The sequence below is a fragment of the Muriicola sp. genome (genome assembly GCF_041567615.1).
GTDB lineage: Bacteria > Bacteroidota > Bacteroidia > Flavobacteriales > Flavobacteriaceae > Muriicola.
Window position 1 is genome coordinate 1 of sequence record NZ_JBFGBM010000058.1, and the last position, 13,667, is coordinate 13,667.

A 13,667-nucleotide genomic window follows, 5' to 3' on the forward strand; every position below is an offset into this window, starting at 1 on the left:
AGTCCGGCCGAAAACCCGGATATTGCCCCGCCAAGGAGGGAGTTCTTTTTGGAAGGCAGGACAATAAGTTCCTTTTTTATCAGGAACAACAAGCTGATACCCAACAGGAAAATTCCCAACAAAAACTCCAGGATATAAGTATTCAGGAACTTCGACAGGAAGCCTCCCAGGATCACAAAGAGTACAGACGGGATACCTAGGTAGAGGATCAGAAACTTGTTCAGACCCTTTTTAAAGAGGAAGATCTTACTCAGGTTGCTCGAGAGGTGGAAGATGGCGGTCAGGCCCAGCACCGAATAAAAATCGAAGTAAAAATTACCCAGGGGCACAAAGAAGACCGAGGAACCAAAACCACCTATAGTGCCCAGCACCTCGGCGACCATGGCAAGAATGAGAAACATGGTGTTGACTTTCATATTTTTCGCATTTCCCGTTTCCGGTGAAAGGCCTCGGCCTGTGAATCGTCAGAGATCGCGTACCCAATCCACCAATGCACGTATGCCGCCTGAAATTTTTGGAGCGTGGGCTTTCATATCAAATGGCAGGTCTGAGGGGGGTTCATCGAAATCGACATAGGCCAGCCTTGCTCCGGGAAATGAAGGCTCAAAACCAAAGGCCTGTGAGGGTAATAGCACGACCCCTTTTTCATCCAGCAAGGCACTGCACATGGCAGTGGAAGTGGCGATCCCCCTTTTTTTAAGTTGGTCCTGAAATTCGGAAAAATCCAGGAACAGATAGAACCCACCCTCGGGAGGATGTACCTTGATACCCGCATTTACTAACTTTTCACAACAATAATGACCTATGGCCTTCAAGATCCGGGTCTGCCAGTGGATATAGGATTTGATCGTTGCATAGTCCTGATACGCCACCTTTGCCGCCATCTGCACGGGCACCGGGGCGCAGGAATACGTTTCAGAGCCAATTCCGAGGAGGGCTTCTTTTAACTCCGGTTCCAATCCCTCGCTCAGGAGAGCTGCCCCCAATCGCCATCCCCCGGCACCACACCATTTGGACAACCCCGTCGTGGTAATGGTCCGTTCCGGGTAAAAGGCTGCAAAAGAAAGGTGGGTATTTTTGTGATCCAGCAAGCCGTAGATCTCATCAGAGATAACCATCATGCCATGGGTCCTGGCGACATGGGCCAGTTCCATCAATTCTTCCCGGGAATAGGTCAGGCCATCCGGGTTTCCGGGATAATTCAGGATGAGTATGGAATCCGGGCACTTTTTGGAGGTAACCGCTTTTTGCAAGGCATCAGCGGTGATCCTCCAACGCTTTTCCCAGGAAGTAGGGAGGGTGATGACATGATGCCCTGCAAGTTGAGCCTGCGGACCGTATGAGACCCAGGCCGGCGCCGGGATCAGGACATCGGCCTTTTCCACCGCCATGAGTAAGGAAAATATCAATATTTTGGATCCCGGTGCAACCAGGACATCCTCTGCCCTGGTGCGAAGACCGTTGTGCTGGAAATGAAATCGGGCGATGTGTTCCCGAAGTTCGGGGTCTCCCTGGACGGAGGAGTACTCTTTGTGCACGGTCGCATTTCCCAGGGCAGACTGCACATCTTGAGGGGGCATAAAAGGAGACTGCCCAAAACCGAATCGGAACACTTCCCTGTTCTGATCAACCATCTTTTGGGTCTGCGTATTGATAAACAAGGTCTGGGATTGCTCAACTTTCCTGTACATGATATGGTTTTTACTGGTTTATTAGACGTTCCCCCGAACAGACCCCTGTTTACTTTTGCAATATATTTTTAATTACTTATAATAGTACGGGTCACGGAACGGCCTGTCAGCCTCTGTAATTTCTAGAAAACCCTGAATCTAACATCGGGGGATTTCCATTCCCGTGACCCGGATCAGGGAAAAGGGATATAGGTCTGATCGTCCGGAACCCGGGGAAATTTTCCTTCCTGCCACAATTGCCTGGCCTCTTTAAGCCTCTCCCGGTCTGAGGACACAAAATTCCACAAGAGGAAGCGCTCCTCCGGCAGGGGTTCTCCCCCAAAAATGAGGAGCCTGGTCCCTTTTTTTATTTCCATGGTACAGTGATCGCGTGTTTTACTGACGAGCATTTGGCCTTGTTCAACCCGTTCCCCTTCAAGATCAATCCCTCCCCGGACGATCACAAAGGCGACTTCCCCCTTGATCTTTTTCCCCAGATCCAGGTGTGTATCTTCGGTTGCCTTAATGTCGACCATAAAGAGTGGCGAATACCCTACGAGGGGGGATTTTTGTCCAAAAGCCTCACCGGCCACCAGTACGACCTCACAGTTATTCTCTTTCCATTTGGGCAGGCTGGATGCCGGGTAGAAATTAAATCGAGGTTCCATCTCTTCCAATTCTTTGGGCAAGGCCACCCATATTTGATACCCGTGGATGGTATGCGAGGTGCCATCCCTGAATGCTGAGGGGGTGCGTTCGGTATGGGCCACCCCCTTTCCGGCGGTCATGAATCCGACATCCCCTGGTTGTACCACCTGTACAGAGCCCATACTGTCCCTGTGCTCTATGGCTCCTTCAAAGAGGTAGGTCAGGGTGGATAGCCCGATGTGCGGATGCTGGTCTACATCGAAATAATTACCCGGACCCAGCTGGGCGGGGCCCATATGGTCTATAAAAGTAAACGGGCCCACCTGTCTTTTCTCCCTGAAGGGGAGCAGCCTGCCCACTATAAAATTCCCGAGGTTGCGCTGGCGTTCGTCAACCAGCATTTTGTTGTTTGCCATAAGGTCGTTTGAAATGCTTTATCTCCTTTTGTAATATCGCAGCAAGTAAAAATGTATGACCCCAGGGTCCGATCTGATTTACCGCATGACCGTTAGCTTGGAACTCAGTCGGCCAGCACCCACTCCCTGGCAGCTTTTTCGGAATTGAATCCTTTGAATTCCCATTCTGAATTCAGGTTCTTGGACATGGCGATGTATTTTTCGATCTTTTCCCTGATCCTTTCCTTGTCAGCAATATAGGCCAGCTTAAGTTGCATGCCCGACTTGCTTGCCGCCACATCGTTAAAGGTGATCTCCACCATATCCAGAGGGCGCCATACCACCTCCTCGGTTTCCAGCGTATGGACAATCTGGTATTGGGCGGTTTTTGAGCGTGGATCGCTAAAAAAGGTCTCATTAGCCTGCTCGATCTCTTCCGAGGTCACCACACCATAGAACTCCCATTTGATCCCGTTTTCTTCCCAAATCGTTCGGTAAGGCATGTTTTAATTCTTACACCTAAAAAATAATTAATTTCTGCGAATACTGCCCTTAGAAATCCCGGTAGACCCCGGAGAGGAATTCATTCGCCTTGGTTTCCTTAAAACTTGCCTTTTCGCTGTCCCAATGTAACTTCTTATTCGGGAAACGGCCTGCGATCACCCCGAGCAAGATGGTTTCTGTCAACCTGGCCGAATAAGAGAAGGGCGCCGAGCAGGTATCCGTACCCAGGCAGGCATCCACGAACTGGTGGTAGTGTTTGTTGCCCTCCGAGGCATAATCCCTGACGGGTTCGCCTATTTCCCCGGAAGAAACAAAGGGGGAGACATCGATGTCCACATATTCCCCATCCACGATATGCCTTGGCAGTTCCATGAAATGGGGCAGTAGCAACCGACCTGTTTCCCCTATGAACATAGCGCCCTGCAGGGGAAGTTTTTCCTTGTTCGGCAACCTGAGGTCCTTATGGGAAGGGGGCGCTCCTTTCCCGTCGTACCAAATCCATTTCAGGGTTTCCGCCGTATAGGCTGTGCCGGGGAATTCATAGGTCACGGTGTTCTCTTCGGGATAGCCAAAACCATTGGGTTTACGGCATTTGTTCTTCACCGTGAACGGAACATCCAGCTCGAGGGCGTTATAGGGGGTATCAAAAATATGGACTCCCATATCACCCAGGGTTCCACAGCCAAAATCGACCAGTTTTCGCCAATTCATGGGATGGTAAACCTGATCTTTATAGGGCCTGTTGGCGGAGGTCCCCAACCACAGATTCCAGTTCAGGTTGGCTGGTATGGGGTCTGAACCTGTGGGAGGCGGACCGTCATATCCCCAGTTTTTGGGAGACCAGGCATGCACGGAAGAAACTTTACCGATGATCCCAGACTGAATCAGCAAGGTGGCGAGTTTGTAATCGTAAAAGGAATGCACCTGTATCCCCATCTGGGTGATCAGATCTTTTTCCTCTGCCAGTTTTCTCATAGCCCTTACCTCAGATACGTGATGGGCAAGGGGTTTCTGGCAGTAGACGGGTTTGTTGAGCTGCATAGCCAGCATGCTGGCCGGGGCATGGCTGTGATCGGGGGTGGAGACCACCACGGCGTCGATCTCATCCGCCATTTCGGAGAACATCTGCCTGTAGTCTGCAAAACCCCTAGCTTCGGGATGCATTTGCAATGCGGCTTCGAGGTTGCTGGAATCCACGTCACATAAGGCGACCACTTTGACCTTCTCATGAGAGGAGATCGATTTGAGGTCTTCGGCTCCCATTCCCCCTACGCCGATATGGGCTGTACGGAGCATCTTTTCCTGGGTGGATCCCCAAATATGAGCCGGAAGGAGAGAAACGGAAGAGGCTACTGCCGTGTTTTTGATAAAATCTCGTCTTTTCATGATCGGGTATGGGTTTTGAGTTAGTTTGAACCATCCTCGGAAATATGGATTATTCCCAGCAGGAAAATAAAGGTAACGATTTCGATCAAATAAGGTTAGACCCGGGCACTTCTAAACCTCAAATAATTGTCTGGTTCAGGATAAGGGGTACGACATGAAGATCTAGGTAATCCTGAATTTTGGGATCCGAACAATTGATCAGCAGGGAAATGACTATTTCCTCCTCCGGATACACAAAAAAATTGCTGTAACCCCCTACCCCGTTGCCTACATGCCCTACAAATGGCCGGCCCTCAGGATCTGCGCTCACCTGCCATCCAAGGCCGTAATAGGTAGACTCTCCTCCAACATTTTGGGCTGTGAGGAATTCCCGCATCGTCTCTGCAGGTACAAGTGAGCCCTCCAAACAGGCCCTCCCCAGCCTGGTCAGGTCTTCAGTGGTAGAGAGAAAGCCGCCTCCCGCCAGTTTGTATCGATTGTCAACCTCCACAGAGGGACGAAACCCGGACCGGGTTCTGGTATAAAAAACGGCCGTATTTTCCGGAAGGTCTCCCGGAACCTCTTCCTGTGTATTTTCCATACCCAGCGGATCCAGCACCTTTTCCTTTACATAGCGGACAAAGGACATGCCACTTACCTCTTCCATAGCCAGGGAGATCAGTACCCAGTCGAAACTGTTATAGAGGTATCCCGTTCCCGGTTTGAATTGCAAGGCGTCATCCCGGAAGATCTCAAGGCTGTCCCGGATGGAATAAGGCTTGTTCAGGGCGTATTCCTTCCCCTTATAGCCCCTGATCCCGGCCGTATGCCCAGCCAGCTGCCGGATGGTAAAGTCGGTTTCTTTCCTGGGAAAATAGGGGACATAGGCGTAGAAGGATTCATCCAGGTCGATATCCCCGTCTGCTACCATCCTGGCGAGGGCCATGGAGGCAATAGGTTTAGAGGCACTGGCGATCCTGAAAATTGTCTTACGGGGATCGACGGGAATTTTTTGATCCAGATCGGCGTATCCATATCCCTTCTGGAAGAGGGTGTTTCCTTTATGGAGGACGGTAAGGGCCAGGCCGGGTACTCTCCTGTTCTCCACCAGATCTCGGAGGGCAGCATCCAGTTCCGGGAAAGGTACGGTCTTTTTGCCGGAGGATGCCCCTTTAAAGAACGATCTGAAATATTCAATAAAAGAGGCCATACGTTAGTCGATAAAGATCAGTCTCCCTTTGTACAGGATCTCCACCGAAACAGTATCGGGCCTGTTGTAGCTCAACACATCCCCTGTACCCCGGATCACTCCGCTCAGCCGCGTTTGCGGATTGACCAGGATATCGTTGCTACCCCTATGGTTGAGCACAACCTCCTGGGCAGTAAGCGCTTCGGCCTCTATCCTGGAATCTCCCGCAGCAATGGTCGCGTTAAATCGCGCCGCAGCCCCACGGAGCCGGAAGTAAGCAATGCCATTGGCGACGAGGCTCACTTGCTGAACGTCCAACTCAAGGTCGAAGGATCCGTCTGTGGTCTCTGTTTCCGGATTGTTGAAGCTCTCGGAGATCAGGGCGAGATTCGGGAAGTCCAGAACTCCGTCGCTACTCACCGGCCACCCCGTGCTGCTTCGTACCTCGTCTATGTCCGGAGTGGTTACGAACACCCTGGTAATACCGTATTCCCTGAAGAGGTTACAGTTGTTTTCATTCCGCAGGATCAGCCTGTCGCCTTCCACCCGGGCCGTTACCTCCTTGCGCAGGAACTCCCCTGTTTCGATGGCCACCCGCTGCTCGGGGCCAGAGGAAAGGACCAGTTGTATCCCTTCAAAAACCGTGATCTTGCGGAAAGAAGGGAGAACGACCTCCTCCCTGGTGATATCCCCGGCATTCTGAAAGCAGTCGGGTACATTCTCCCCATTGCATCCCGTGAGTAGCAAGCCCAGGAAGGCTGTGATCATCAGTTTGTATCCTGCTCTTTTCATTCTCATTTTTAAAGTCTGATACCGATCCCCAATTCCAGGGCTTCGGCTTTGGCCGCATGTGATTTGAGGCTCACTGCCGCGAACCAGCGATCCCCGAAATAGCGTTTTACCCCTACCCTGTTGTATACGCGACCTTCAAAATCAAACGGGTAATACACATAGTACCCGAGTTGGGTGATGACACTGATCTTATGAATAAACAGTTCATGGCCCAGAAACAGACCCACCCTCTTGAAATCCGTATCCGGATCCACATCCAGTTCAGGGAAGGAAACCGACTGGAAGCGTATCAGCTCTTTAAGGAAGTTGGAGAAGAACACATCAACCCCTGCCTGTAGGGCACTCAGCCGCCCAAGCCTCTTATCTGCATAGGCCGAAAAGATATAAAAGGGAAACTGGCCCGAATTGATCACATCACTCTCATTGATCCCGCTCCTGAAGACCAGGTTACCCCTGATGGGTTCTTCCACCTCTGTTCGCTCCGGTTTTATAAATGTCGTAGTTCGGTCACCTTCCAGGTCGTATATCACTCCTGCATTGAAGGCGAAAGTATTGGTGGAGGTGTTGGGGGCTTTCACGTTGGCATTGGAATAGTGGATCAGGGAAATTCCGGCCTTTACACCTAAATTTTTAAAGAGTTCGGGTTTTTGATAATTAAACATGAGGTAGGTGGAACTCATGAGGTGAGTCCCAAAAGCGTTGTTCCTGAAATTCTCTTCTTTGTCATAGGGATTTGAGTTATAGGCTATCCCCTGCCCTATTCGGAACTGCAGGTTTCGCTTTAACAGGTAAAAATTGTAATGCAGGTATACGCCGAGGTTGGTGCCCAGGGTGCTGTTGTTCATATCCTGATAGACCATAGAGATCCCGGTGTCGGGGTAATTGAATGCGGCTTCCCATCCTTCCCTTCCAAAAGTCTGTTTGCTCAACCCCAGGATCACCCCTGCAGGATGTTCCCTGATCAGGTGTGAAATATCCGTATTGTGCAAGAGTATAGAGCCGTAGAACGGAGACGCATCCAGGGTCCACAAGTCCGGTGCTTCACTTTCCTGTGAGATCACTCCCCCCGGGCACAGCAGCAGGCTAAAAAGAAAGATCCAGGTCCTCATCCGGGCGTAAAAATAGGAATTATTCGGGTGGGTTAATTTTCAGATAAGTACGGTTTTTTTAAAACACAGCCCTGGCGATCTCCCGGATATTGTCGCTCTTGCCCATGGAATAGTAGTGCAGTACAGGGACACCGGCCTCCTTGAGCTCTTTAGACTGGGCAATGGCCCATTCAATACCCACCTGCCGAACCGCCTTGTTATCCCGGCACTTTTCTACGGCATCGATCAGGTCCTGGGGAAGGTCTATCCTAAAGACCTGGGGAAGAAGATGAAGATGACGTTTTACAGCTATGGGCTTGATCCCCGGAATGATGGGTACGTCAATCCCCATTTCCCGTGCTGCTTTGACAAAATCGAAAAACTTTTGATTGTCAAAGAACATCTGAGAAACGATATAATGGGCCCCGAGGTCCACTTTTTTCTTCAGCCATTTCAAGTCGGTCTGCATGGAAGGCGCCTCCATGTGCTTTTCCGGGTATCCTGCCACCCCGATACAGAAGTCGGAGCAGTTATCCGTTTCTATGACCTCGTGAAGGTACTGCCCGGTATTGAGGTTCCGTATCTGGGTCACCAGGTCGGAGGCATAGGTATGCCCTCCCGGCGTGGGTTCGAAATACTTTTCATCCTTCATGGCATCTCCCCTGAGTGCCATCACGTTGTCTATGCCCAAATAATGACAATCCACCAGGAGGTATTCCGTCTCTTCTTTAGTAAACCCGCCACAGAGTACATGAGGTATGGTATCCACTTCATATTTGTGTTTGATGGATGCACAGATTCCTACGGTTCCCGGGCGCATGCGGGTGAGTTTTTTGTCGAGGAGCCCGTCCCGGTCTATGTAGACGTACTCTTCCCTGGAAGTGGTCACATCCACAAAGGGCGGATTGAATTCCATCAGGGGGTCGATATTGTCATACAACTCCTGTATACTCCTGCCTTTTATAGGCGGGATGATCTCGAAGGAAAACAAGGTTTCTCCTTTTGCTTTTTCAATATGTTCGGTTACTTTCATCCTTTATTACTTATACTTCGGCCAAGTTTGGAGACAGCCATTTCCGGGCCTCTTCCAGCGGGATGCCTTTTCTCCCGGCATAGTCCTCCAACTGGTCCGCGCTTATCTTCCCCAGCCCAAAATACCGGGCATCCGGATGGGCAAAATAATATCCGCTTACGCTCGCAGCAGGGTACATGGCCAGGCTTTCGGTGAGCTTCACCCCGATCATTTCTTCTACTTCGAGGATCTCCCATATGGTCTTCTTCTCCAGGTGATCCGGACAGGCCGGATAGTCAGGTGCAGGCCGGATCCCCTGGTAAGCCTCCCTGATAAGCTGGTCGTTCGTCAGTTCTTCTCCCTTGGCGTATCCCCAGTATTCGGCCCTGACCTCCCGGTGCAGGTATTCGGCAAAGGCCTCTGCAAGCCTGTCTGCCAGGGCCTTTACCATAATCGCACTGTAATCGTCCAGGGCGTTTTCGTACCGCTGCACCCACTGGTCTGTACCGAATCCGGCGGTTACGCAAAAACATCCCATATAATCACGAACTCCGCTTTCTTTGGGGGCTATAAAATCTGAGAGGGCCAAATGAGGAACCCCCTCCTTCTTTTTGGCCTGCTGCCTGAGGGTCCTGAATATCCTGGACCCCTGGTCCTCGTCAACAAACACCTCAATATCATCTTCATCAACCGAGTTTGCGGGATAAAGCCCAAAGACCGCTTTTGCCGTCAGTCCTTTTTCCTCAATAAGGGTATCCAGCATCTTTTGAGCATCCGCAAACAAACCGGTGGCTTGTTCTCCCACCACTTTATCCCTGAGAATCTCCGGGTATTTTCCGTGCAGGTCCCAGGCCCGGAAAAAGGGGGTCCAGTCGATAAATGGCCTCAGCAAATTCAGGTCCATGTCTTCTATGACCTGCCTTCCCATGGTCTTGGGCTCTACGATCTCAGCCTGATCCCAGGAAAGTTTTAATTTGTTTTTTCGAGCTTCCCCTAGACTTACGTATTCCTTCTTTCTCACCCTTCCCAGGAATTTTTCGCGAAATGAGGCGTAATCATCCTTCACCTCCCGTATGTAGGCCTCCCCTCTTTCTTTCTGAAGCAGGTCCCCAACCACAGTCACCGCACGGGAGGCGTCATTGACATGCACGACGGAGGCCGTGTACTCAGGATCTATCTTTACTGCCGTATGTGCCTTGCTGGTGGTAGCCCCGCCGATGAGGAGAGGGACCCTGAACCCCTGGCGTTCCATCTCTTTCGCGAGGAAGACCATCTCATCCAGAGAGGGGGTGATCAGTCCGCTTAATCCTATCACATCGACGTTGTGTTCCCTGGCCTTTTGGATGATCTTCTCCGGGGGTACCATGACTCCCAGGTCTACGATCTCATAATTGTTGCAGGCCAGGACCACACTGACGATATTCTTTCCGATATCATGTACATCTCCCTTTACCGTAGCCATGAGGATCTTACCGGCCATCCCCCTGCCGGAGGCTTCCTGAGATGCTTCGATATACGGGGTCAGGTAGGCCACCGCTTTTTTCATGACACGGGCCGACTTCACCACCTGGGGAAGGAACATCTTTCCGCTGCCGAACAGGTCCCCAACCTCGTTCATCCCGTTCATGAGATATCCCTCGATCACTTCTATGGGCTTTTCGGCCCCCTGCCTTGCCTCTTCCACATCGGCCTCGATGTATTCTTCTATGCCCTTGACCAGCGCACGGGTGATGCGGTCCTGCAGGGATTGCTGCCGCCAGCTGAGATCTTTTTGGTTTTGCCTCGACTTCCCCACCACCTTTTCCGCAAAATCGAGCAACCTTTCCGTGGCGTCTTCCCTTCGGTTCAGGATCACATCCTCCACATATTCCAGAAGGTCTTTGGGGATATCATCATACACTTCCAACAGGGTTGGGTTTACGATCCCCATATTCATCCCGGCTTTGATGGCGTGGAACAAAAATACGGAATGCATGGCCTCGCGGACGGTGTTGTTCCCACGGAAACTAAAGGAAATATTACTCACCCCGCCGCTGACACTGGCGTGAGGAAGGTTTTGACGAACCCAGCGCGTCGCTTCTATGAAGTCGACCGCATTCCGCCTGTGCTCTTCCATGCCCGTGGCCACGGGAAAGACATTCAGGTCAAAGATGATTTCCTCAGGAGGAAAACCCACCTTTTGCAACAGGAGGTCATAAGACCTTTTAGCGATCTCGATCCGGCGGTCGTAGGTGTCGGCCTGACCTTTTTCATCAAAGGCCATGACGATCACGGCAGCCCCGTAGCGCCTGATCAGTCGGGCTTGCCTTATAAATTCGGCTTCGCCTTCTTTAAGGCTGATCGAATTCACCACAGATTTACCCTGAACGACCCTGAGTCCCGCTTCCAGGATCTCCCATTTGGAACTGTCGATCATAATAGGTACCCTGGCGATATCCGGTTCGGCCATAAGAAGGTTGAGGTACTTCACCATGGCCTCCTTTCCGTCTATGAGCCCGTCGTCCATATTCACATCTATGATCTGGGCCCCGCCTTCGACCTGGTGCCTGGCGATCTCCACCGCCTCTTCGAACTTTCCTTCTTTGATGAGTCTTAAGAACTTCCGAGAACCAGCCACATTGGTGCGTTCCCCAATATTGACGAAATTGCTTTCCGGGGTGATCACGAGGGGTTCCAGACCGGAGAGTTTCATGGGCCGAAAATCTGCCGTGGTCCCACTCCCCTTCAGGGTATTTTTATCTTTTGTATGTGAAGATGTGTTTTTCACGCCTTGACCAAACATTTTCTGGGTTGAAATTCCCTGACCAGGTCAGCGATTGCGCTGATGTGATCCGGTGTCGAACCGCAACATCCTCCCACGATATTGACCAGGCCCTTTTCCAGGTACTCCCTGATCTGAGAGGCCATTTCGGCCGGACTCTGATCGTATTCCCCAAAGGCATTGGGCAAACCGGCATTGGGATGGGCAGAGACCGCGTATTCTGTCTTAGAGGATAGTACCTGTAAATGGGGCACCAATTGCTTCGCACCGAGGGCACAGTTGAAGCCTACCGACAGGAACGGGATGTGAGAAACCGAAATGAGAAAGGATTCTGCCGTCTGGCCGGAAAGTGTCCTGCCTGAGGCGTCTGTGATCGTTCCGCTGATCATGACGGGGATGCTGATGCCTTTTTCCTCTTTGAGTTCTTCTATGGCGAACAGGGCTGCTTTGGCATTCAGAGTGTCAAAGACCGTCTCAACGAGAAGGATATCCACACCGCCTTCCACCAGGGCAGAAGCCTGTTCATAATAGGCTTTTCTCAGCGTTTCAAAAGAAATGGCCCGAAACCCGGGATCGTTGACGTCGGGAGACATACTGGCCGTCTTGTTGGTGGGGCCGATACTGCCGGCGACAAAACGGGGTTTATCGGGTTCCCTGGCCGTAAATTCATCGGCTACTTCCCGTGCGATCCTTGCCGATTCCAGGTTCATTTCGTACACGTACTCCTCCAGGAAGTAGTCGGCCATGGCCACCGAGGTGGCAGAAAACGTATTGGTTTCTGCTATATCTGCACCTGCCTGAAAATAAGCACGGTGGATCTCACGGATAGCCTGGGGCTGGGTCAGGGAAAGGATGTCGTTATTTCCCTGCAGGGGATGTGCCCAGTCACGGAACCTGTCTCCCCGGAAATCCTTTTCCGTGAAGTTATAACGCTGCAGCATGGTACCCATGGCGCCGTCCAGCACCAGTATTTTCTCTGGAATGATATCTTCAATTCTCGTCTTACTCATACAATTTAATATATATCCCGGGTGAGGGATAAGCTGAAAAAGATCAAGAGAGGAGAGATGGGAAGTACCATGGGTTGTTATCTGTCCCAAAAAACAGGGATAGAATGTAGCACCTTCTTTAAGGAATAAAGGGTTGCTAAGGTTTCAACGGGTCTACTCCCTCCACCTTTCTTGATAACAGGATCAGCGTGATAATGAACTGGGACAAAGTAAAGTCACTCAGGGTTCATTTACAAGGAAATCAACCAATTTTTAGTCCTCTTCAACCAATGGTTTGGTGATATCGTTCATCCTGGATACTTTGTCTTCAAAAGATCCTTTTAGTTTTCTTCTATAGGTATTGAGGTTTTCCACCAGCAAACTGATATCCTCCGGAAGGATGGCCTCAAAGAACTGGCGAAGGCGTTTCGCGGTGGTCGGAGACTTCCCATTGGTAGAGATCGCGATCTTGACATGCCCTTTGGTGACAATACCCCCCATATAAAAATCACAGAGAGATGGTGTGTCTGCCACATTGACCAGGATCCGTCTTTTTCTGCAATCTTCAAAGACCTGACGGTTCACATCTGGGTCATTCGTAGCGGCGATCACCAGGTGGTGTCCAAGGAGATAATCGGGGTGGTAAGGCTCCTGGCAGAAGGTGGTCTGGAAGCCTGCACCGGCCTCAAGCGTACCTTCCCTTAAAAGAGGAGCCACCAGGGTTACGGAGGCATCGGGGCTCGATTTCAGCAAAAAATGCAGTTTTTCCTCAGCCACAAATCCCCCGCCCACGATCAGGATACGGAGCTGATCCGTCTTTAAAAAAATGGGGTAAAGGTTATTGCGTTCCATCAGGTCAATTCCTTTAAAGCTGCCTCACGACGAACCCATTGCAGTTGACTCCTCGAACTGACCACTTCCCCTAACACGATGATGGCAGGGTTGCTCAGTTTATCCTTCTCAACGACTTCGAGGATGGTATTCACAGTTCCCACCCCTATCTTCTCGTTGTCCAAGGTCCCGTTCTGGATGATGGCTACGGGCAGGTTTGATTTTCCCTCCCTTTCGAATATCCGTACGATCTCAGGCAATTTTGACATGCCCATCAGGATCACCACCGTAGCCGATGAACGTGCAGCATGAGTAATATCTCGACAGAGTTCGTGCTCCCTGGTCGTACCTGTGATCACCCAAAAACTCTTGGAAACCCCTCGTTTTGTCACTGGGATATCAGCGGCCGACGGTACGGCTATA

At 51.0% G+C, this 13,667-nt stretch carries 13 protein-coding genes and 1 riboswitch; all 13 genes read right to left on the reverse strand.

The genetic code is table 11. The features are described from left to right. Positions 1-416 (reverse strand): TSUP family transporter (locus tag ABYP73_RS05725; RefSeq protein ID WP_372973715.1); only part of this gene is annotated, 416 nt, incomplete at its 3' end. A 48-nt stretch (positions 417-464) separates the two neighbouring features. Beyond that, a complete protein-coding gene (locus tag ABYP73_RS05730; RefSeq protein WP_372973716.1) occupies positions 465-1,691 on the reverse strand; it encodes a pyridoxal phosphate-dependent aminotransferase in 1,227 nt (408 codons plus the stop codon). 173 nt (positions 1,692-1,864) lie between these two features. Next, entirely contained in the window at positions 1,865-2,734 is an 870-nt protein-coding gene (locus ABYP73_RS05735; RefSeq protein WP_372973717.1) for a pirin family protein, read from the reverse strand. A gap of 104 nt (positions 2,735-2,838) precedes the next feature. After that, complete coding sequence (locus ABYP73_RS05740) at positions 2,839-3,216, reverse strand: hypothetical protein (RefSeq protein ID WP_372945503.1); 378 nt, start codon at positions 3,214-3,216, stop codon at positions 2,839-2,841. 49 nt (positions 3,217-3,265) lie between these two features. Next, positions 3,266-4,603, reverse strand: coding sequence for a Gfo/Idh/MocA family protein (locus ABYP73_RS05745; RefSeq protein ID WP_372973718.1), 1,338 nt, complete (start codon positions 4,601-4,603; stop codon positions 3,266-3,268). Between the two features lie 118 nt (positions 4,604-4,721). Next, entirely contained in the window at positions 4,722-5,792 is a 1,071-nt protein-coding gene (locus ABYP73_RS05750; RefSeq protein ID WP_372973719.1) for a serine hydrolase domain-containing protein, read from the reverse strand. A 3-nt stretch (positions 5,793-5,795) separates the two neighbouring features. Continuing rightward, positions 5,796-6,563, reverse strand: coding sequence for a head GIN domain-containing protein (locus tag ABYP73_RS05755; protein ID WP_372945506.1), 768 nt, complete (start codon positions 6,561-6,563; stop codon positions 5,796-5,798). Positions 6,564-6,571: 8 nt separating this feature from the next. After that, a complete protein-coding gene (locus ABYP73_RS05760; protein WP_372945507.1) occupies positions 6,572-7,672 on the reverse strand; it encodes an acyloxyacyl hydrolase in 1,101 nt (366 codons plus the stop codon). A 58-nt stretch (positions 7,673-7,730) separates the two neighbouring features. Further along, the gene (gene metF / locus ABYP73_RS05765; RefSeq protein ID WP_372945508.1) at positions 7,731-8,684 is read right to left on the reverse strand and encodes a methylenetetrahydrofolate reductase [NAD(P)H]; all 954 of its coding nucleotides are present in this window, start codon (positions 8,682-8,684) and stop codon (positions 7,731-7,733) included. A gap of 10 nt (positions 8,685-8,694) precedes the next feature. Next, complete coding sequence (metH, locus tag ABYP73_RS05770) at positions 8,695-11,355, reverse strand: methionine synthase (protein ID WP_372973723.1); 2,661 nt, start codon at positions 11,353-11,355, stop codon at positions 8,695-8,697. Positions 11,356-11,426: 71 nt separating this feature from the next. Continuing rightward, positions 11,427-12,434, reverse strand: a complete 1,008-nt coding sequence (locus ABYP73_RS05775) for a homocysteine S-methyltransferase family protein (protein ID WP_372973720.1) — start codon at positions 12,432-12,434, stop codon at positions 11,427-11,429. A 74-nt stretch (positions 12,435-12,508) separates the two neighbouring features. Further along, positions 12,509-12,615, reverse strand: a riboswitch (SAM riboswitch). Between the two features lie 71 nt (positions 12,616-12,686). After that, positions 12,687-13,265, reverse strand: a complete 579-nt coding sequence (locus tag ABYP73_RS05780; protein ID WP_372973721.1) for a bifunctional precorrin-2 dehydrogenase/sirohydrochlorin ferrochelatase — start codon at positions 13,263-13,265, stop codon at positions 12,687-12,689. Continuing rightward, positions 13,265-13,667 (reverse strand): uroporphyrinogen-III C-methyltransferase (locus ABYP73_RS05785; RefSeq protein WP_372973722.1); only part of this gene is annotated, 403 nt, incomplete at its 5' end. The genes ABYP73_RS05780 and ABYP73_RS05785, both read right to left, overlap by 1 nt.

Coding starts and splice junctions, on each gene's coding strand:
- ABYP73_RS05730 (WP_372973716.1), bottom strand. CDS start 1,691: ATGTACAGGAAAGTTGAGCAATCCCAGACCTTGTTTATCAATACGCAG.
- ABYP73_RS05735 (WP_372973717.1), bottom strand. CDS start 2,734: ATGGCAAACAACAAAATGCTGGTTGACGAACGCCAGCGCAACCTCGGG.
- ABYP73_RS05740 (WP_372945503.1), bottom strand. CDS start 3,216: ATGCCTTACCGAACGATTTGGGAAGAAAACGGGATCAAATGGGAGTTC.
- ABYP73_RS05745 (WP_372973718.1), bottom strand. CDS start 4,603: ATGAAAAGACGAGATTTTATCAAAAACACGGCAGTAGCCTCTTCCGTT.
- ABYP73_RS05750 (WP_372973719.1), bottom strand. CDS start 5,792: ATGGCCTCTTTTATTGAATATTTCAGATCGTTCTTTAAAGGGGCATCC.
- ABYP73_RS05755 (WP_372945506.1), bottom strand. CDS start 6,563: ATGAAAAGAGCAGGATACAAACTGATGATCACAGCCTTCCTGGGCTTG.
- ABYP73_RS05760 (WP_372945507.1), bottom strand. CDS start 7,672: ATGAGGACCTGGATCTTTCTTTTTAGCCTGCTGCTGTGCCCGGGGGGA.
- metF (WP_372945508.1), bottom strand. CDS start 8,684: ATGAAAGTAACCGAACATATTGAAAAAGCAAAAGGAGAAACCTTGTTT.
- metH (WP_372973723.1), bottom strand. CDS start 11,355: ATGAAACTCTCCGGTCTGGAACCCCTCGTGATCACCCCGGAAAGCAAT.
- ABYP73_RS05775 (WP_372973720.1), bottom strand. CDS start 12,434: ATGAGTAAGACGAGAATTGAAGATATCATTCCAGAGAAAATACTGGTG.
- ABYP73_RS05780 (WP_372973721.1), bottom strand. CDS start 13,265: ATGGAACGCAATAACCTTTACCCCATTTTTTTAAAGACGGATCAGCTC.